Source organism: Kitasatospora sp. NPDC004272 (assembly GCF_053603035.1).
Map to the genome: position 1 here is coordinate 1 of NZ_JBSGET010000251.1, position 5,221 is coordinate 5,221.

Annotated in this window: 3 protein-coding genes and 1 pseudogene; all 4 read left to right on the forward strand. The window is 72.4% G+C overall.

Annotation, left to right across the window (positions count from 1 at the left end):
• A pseudogene (locus ACWEO5_RS37925) lies at positions 1-95 on the forward strand (ATP-binding protein); the annotation flags it as partial.
• A gap of 319 nt (positions 96-414) precedes the next feature.
• Positions 415-3,948 carry a nitrate- and nitrite sensing domain-containing protein gene (locus ACWEO5_RS37930; RefSeq protein WP_452166625.1) on the forward strand — a complete coding sequence of 1,178 codons (3,534 nt, stop codon included), beginning with the start codon at positions 415-417 and terminating at the stop codon, positions 3,946-3,948.
• A gap of 10 nt (positions 3,949-3,958) precedes the next feature.
• Complete coding sequence (locus ACWEO5_RS37935) at positions 3,959-4,372, forward strand: roadblock/LC7 domain-containing protein (protein ID WP_014138208.1); 414 nt, start codon at positions 3,959-3,961, stop codon at positions 4,370-4,372.
• A 166-nt stretch (positions 4,373-4,538) separates the two neighbouring features.
• Positions 4,539-5,174, forward strand: a complete 636-nt coding sequence (locus ACWEO5_RS37940) for a DUF742 domain-containing protein (RefSeq protein ID WP_344559648.1) — start codon at positions 4,539-4,541, stop codon at positions 5,172-5,174.
• Positions 5,175-5,221 lie beyond the last annotated feature (47 nt).

The following is a 5,221-nucleotide window of genomic DNA, read 5'->3' on the forward strand; positions in this document are numbered from 1 at the left end:
TCCCCATCATCACCCTCGACGCCCGACGCCGGGACAGCGCCAAGAGCGCCCTCATCACCCTCGTCGAACACGCCCTCCTCGCCCGACTGCGGTGAGCCCGGACCTGGCCGGGGGGCGCGCGCCAAGGATGGTTCGCACCCCCCGGTAACAGTTCGGTAGGCATTTGCCGGGAGTCTTTGACACTGCGTAGCCATTCGTACCCGGTGCGCGCCAATGACCTTGAACTTTGCGGGAGTTCAACCGTTTATGTCCGTTTTCCACCCCTGGCGCACGAGCCGGAGGGGCCGTTTGTCCGGCCCAGCGGCTCGTGTTGGAATTCCAGCTACCCCGTAGGACCCACGCGGGCCGCGGCCCGTCGGGGGGTAGCCGCCGGATAGATCCATGGCCGCCAGTCGGTCGAGAGGTTGTTGTCGAGTGAGGCGTAAGCAGCCAGTCACCCCTCAGCGGCGCTCAGAGCCCCGCCAGCAGGACCCGGGTAGCGGCCCGAACAACGGTCAGTTCTCCGCGTTCGCCGCGACCGGGGACCGTGACCGCGCCGAACAGCCCCGCGCCGTCGCCGCCGAGCCCGCCGCGCGGCCCGCGCCCGCCGAGGAGGCCCCGCGCCGGGGCGGCGGCCGGTACGACTTCCTGTCCCCGCTGAACTGGCGCGTGCCGACCCGCCTGGTGGCCATCCTGGTCATCCCGGTCGTCATCGCCCTGGTCTTCGGCGGCCTGCGCGTCAACACCTCGCTGGACGACTACAACCAGGCCGACCGCGCGGTGCGCATCGCCGACCTGGCCAGCGCCGCCACCAAGCTCGCCGACGCCCTGGAGCAGGAGCGCGACGAGACGCTGGTCCCGCTGCTGACCGGGCAGGGCGACCAGGGCGAGGTGAAGAAGCTCCGGGACAAGACCGACGAGGCCCGCAAGGCGTACGACGCGGCGTTCGCGGAGGTCAAGGACGACCCGACCATGCAGCGCCGCAACGACCAGTTCCAGCAGGCCGTGGCGTACCTGCCGCACCTGCGCGAGAACGCCTACAAGCCGGAGCTGTTCGCGACCGCGACCGCCAACGCCTACTCGCTGATGTTCGCGCCGCTGCTGGCCATCGACAACTCGGTCGGCTTCGGCTCCACCAACGTCACCTCCAAGGGCCGCGCGATCTACGCGATGTCGCTGGCCAAGGCGTCCGCCTCCACCCAGCGCGCGCTGATGCTCAACCTGCTGGTCGGCCTCGGCGTCGGCGGCGTGGACGGCCACGAGGGCGACGACCTGATCCAGTCGCTGGTGGTCGCCTCCCGCCTGGAGCAGACCGCGCTCAGCGAGTTCAACACCGCCTCCGGCGACACCGAGATCAAGGTGTACTCGGACGCCCTGGTCGACCAGGCCACCGCCGACCAGCGCCTGCCGCTGCGCATGCCCGACGGCCACAGCCTGCCCACCATGCAGGGCCTGCTCGCGGTCGGCATGTCCTACGCCGGCCAGCTGTCCAACACCGCGGCCGGCGGCGACCACGCCGCCAGCATCATCGACCAGGTCGGCAAGGACGGCCTGACCCGCCCGCTGTGGGACCAGGCCACCAAGAGCCACATGAGCGCGCTGCGCGCGGCCGAGACCGACCTGCTCGGCCAGGTCGTCAGCGAGGCCCAGGGCATCAAGGACCGGGCCTTCACCGACTGGGTGCTCAACTCGCTGATCGTGATCGCCTCGCTGGTGCTGGCCGGTCTGCTCACCGGCTACATCGCCCGCTCGATGATCCTCGGCATGCGGACCCTGAACACCGCCGCGCTCGACATCGCCAACCACCGCCTGCCGGAGCTGGTCGACAAGCTCTCCAAGACCGACCCGGAGCGGGTCGACACCGCGGTCAGCCCGATCCCGCTGCACGGCAAGGACGAGATCGGCGAGGTCGCCCGCGCCTTCGACCAGGTCCACCAGCAGGCCGTCTCGCTCGCCGCCGAGCAGGCGCTGCTGCGGGGCAACGTCAACGCGATCTTCACCAACCTCTCGCGCCGCAGCCAGGGCCTGATCCAGCGCCAGCTGGCGCTGATCACCGACCTGGAGAACAACGAGGCCGACCCGGACCAGCTGGAGAACCTCTTCAAGCTGGACCACCTGGCGACCCGCATGCGCCGCAACGGCGAGAACCTCCTCGTCCTCGCGGGCGAGGAGCCCGGCCGCCGCTGGAGCACCCCCGTCCCGCTGGTCGACGTGCTGCGCGCCGCCGCCTCCGAGGTGGAGCACTACGAGCGGATCGAACTGGCCGGCATCCCCGAGGCCGACGTGGTCGGCCCCGCCGTGACCGACCTCGTCCACCTGCTCGCCGAGCTGCTGGAGAACGCCACCTCGTTCTCCTCCCCGCAGACCCGGGTGCTGGTCAACGTGACCCGGCTGCCGGACAGCCGGGTGCTGGTCGAGATCCACGACAAGGGCATCGGCCTGACCGCCGAGGACTTCGCCGAGATCAACGAGAAGCTGGCCGAGCCGCCCACCGTCGACGCCACCATCTCCCGCCGGATGGGCCTGTTCGTGGTCGGCCGGCTGTCCCAGCGGCACAACATCCGCGTGCAGCTGCGCCCGTCCGGCGAGTCGGCCGGCACCACCTCGCTGGTCATGCTCCCGCAGCAGCTGACCCACCTGGGCGCGCCCGCCCCGGAGCCGCAGGCCGAGGAGTTCACCGTCTCCCGGATCTTCGCGGAGCAGGAGCCGAACGCCGAGTGGGCGTTCGACGGCCAGGAGCGCACCGCGGCCGAACTCGGCTTCGACGACCACCTGCCCACCCGCGGCGCCGTGCCCGGCAACGGCTTCTCCCCCGCGCTGGAGTCCATGCAGCGCTCCCAGCGGCTGGAGGAGCGCCGCCGGGCCGCCCTGGAGATCGGCCCCGGCCCGTCCGCCCAGGAGCCGGTGGAGGCGGAGGTCCTGGAGTCGCCCTACGGCGAGCCCGGCGGCCCCGCGGCCGGCTACCGCCACCCGGAGCAGGACGCGGCCGGTTACGGCGCCCCGCAGGAGGACCCGTACGGCCGCCCCGAGGCGGACGCCTACGGCCGCCCCTTCGAGCCGCAGCAGGCCCCGCAGCAGCCCGCGCAGCCGGACGCCTACGGCTACCGCCAGGACGACCCGTACGCGCCCGCCCAGTACGGCGAGGAGCCGTACGCCCCGGAGCAGTACGCGCAGGAGCCCTACGGCGAGGAGCGGTACGCCGGCTCCTACCAGCAGCCGTACGCCGACGAGTACCGGCAGGACGGCTACCAGCAGGACGGCTACGGGCCGGACGGGTACCAGCAGGACGAGTACCGGCAGGACGGCTACGGACCGGACGGCTACGGGCAGCAGCAGGACTACGGCTACGAGGAGCCCGCCGGGCACCCGTACCCCGCCGAGGAGCTGCCGGCCCTGCCGCCGGCCCGCTCCGCGGCGGACCCGGCCGGCGGCGCGCTGCCGCAGCGGCGTCCTGGGCAGCAGCTGGCGGGCGGCGGTGCGGGCCGCGCCGCGGGCGGCGAGTCCCCGAACTGGTTCACCGGCGCGCGGGACACCTCGGCACCGGTCGACGAGCCGCGCGGCCACGACGTGTCGGCGCTGGGCGGCTACGGGCCGACCGGTCCGACCGCGGCGCCCAGCGAGTGGGAGTCGCCGAACGACGGCGACTGGCAGCGCGCGGAGAAGCTGCGCGAGCCCTCCTCGGCCGGCACCACCCCCTCGGGGCTGCCGCGCCGGGTGCCCCGCCAGAACCTGGTCCCGGGCAACGCCCGGACCACCCCGCAGGAAGGCCCCCAGGTCTCCCGCGACCCGAACGAGGTCCGCGGCCGCCTGACCAACCTGCGCCGCGGCGTCGAGCAGGGCCGCCAGGCCGGCGGCGACCCCGGTGCCACCGGCAGCTTCCGGATCGACCCCGACCAGGGGGCGTACGGTGATGGACCGCACAACAGCAGCACCGATCTCTTCGGCGGCTCGAACCAGCAGGAGCGTTGAGTTGACCCAGATGAGCCAGGCCGCACAGAACCTGAACTGGCTGATCACCAATTTCGTGGACAACACCCCCGGGGTGTCCCACACCGTGGTGGTCTCCGCCGACGGTCTCCTGCTGTGCATGTCCGAGGGCTTCCCCCGGGACCGTGCCGACCAGCTGGCCGCCGTCGCCTCCGGACTGACCTCGCTGACCTCGGGTGCGAGCCGCATCTTCGAGGGCGGCGACGTGACCCAGACCGTGGTCGAGATGGAACGGGGCTTCCTGTTCCTGATGGCGGTGAGCGACGGCTCCGCGCTCGCGGTGCTCGCCTCGCCGGACTCCGACATCGGTCTCGTCGGCTACGAGATGGCCCTCCTCGTGGACCGCGCCGGCGCGGTCCTGACGCCCGCTCTGCGGGCCGAACTCCAGGGCAGTCTCCTGCACTGACGGTTCGTCGGATACCGTCCTGGTATTCGAAAGACCTCATTGCCCGTCCCGAGGTCGCTTCGGCGGCCTCGGGACCGGGCGTTGTACGGCCTTCGCACCACCGGCCACGGCGCTCCCCGGCGACGCGGCCAGCAACGCACCGCCGCACCCTTTGAGGAGATGAACCGTGACACCGCCCGACCACAGTGGCCAGTACGGCGTCCCGTACGCGGGCTCCGGCCACGACGCTTTCGGGGCTCCCGGCGTCGGCCACGGTCAGCAGCAGCAGTACGCGCCGCAGTTCGACGGTGGCCAGTCGTACCTGCCCCCGCAGTCCGACCCGCGCTGGTACCAGCAGCAGGACGGATACGGCCAGGCCCACACCGGCCCCCACGCCTTCCCCGATCCCGAGCTGCCGCACCGGTACGAGGAGCAGCAGCCCGGCCACGTCGAGGAGTACGCCGACGAGGAGGAGGACGCGGGCCCGCTGATCCGCCCCTTCGCGATGACCGGCGGACGGACCAGGCCGCGCTACGAACTCGCGCTGGAGGCCCTGGTCTCCGCCGCGGTCGACCAGGCCCGGATGGCCACCCTGCTGCCCGAGCACCAGCAGATCTGCGCCCTGTGCACCTCCGACGTGAAGTCGGTGGCCGAGATCTCCGCACTGCTCGGCCTCCCGCTGGGAGTGGCCCGCATCCTCGTGGCGGACCTGGCCGAGGCCGGCCTGGTCGCCATCCACCAGCCCGCAGCCGGCGGCGAATCCGGCAACCAGCCCGACGTCACGCTGCTCGAAAGGGTCCTCAGTGGACTTCGCAAGCTCTAACGCGGCCGCCCCCAGCCGCGCCACCACCTCCGCCAAGATCGTCGTCG

What these genes read in the sequence shown, in the direction of transcription:
- ACWEO5_RS37935 (WP_014138208.1), top strand. Translation starts at nt 3,959, where the DNA reads ATGAGCCAGGCCGCACAGAACCTGAACTGGCTGATCACCAATTTCGTG.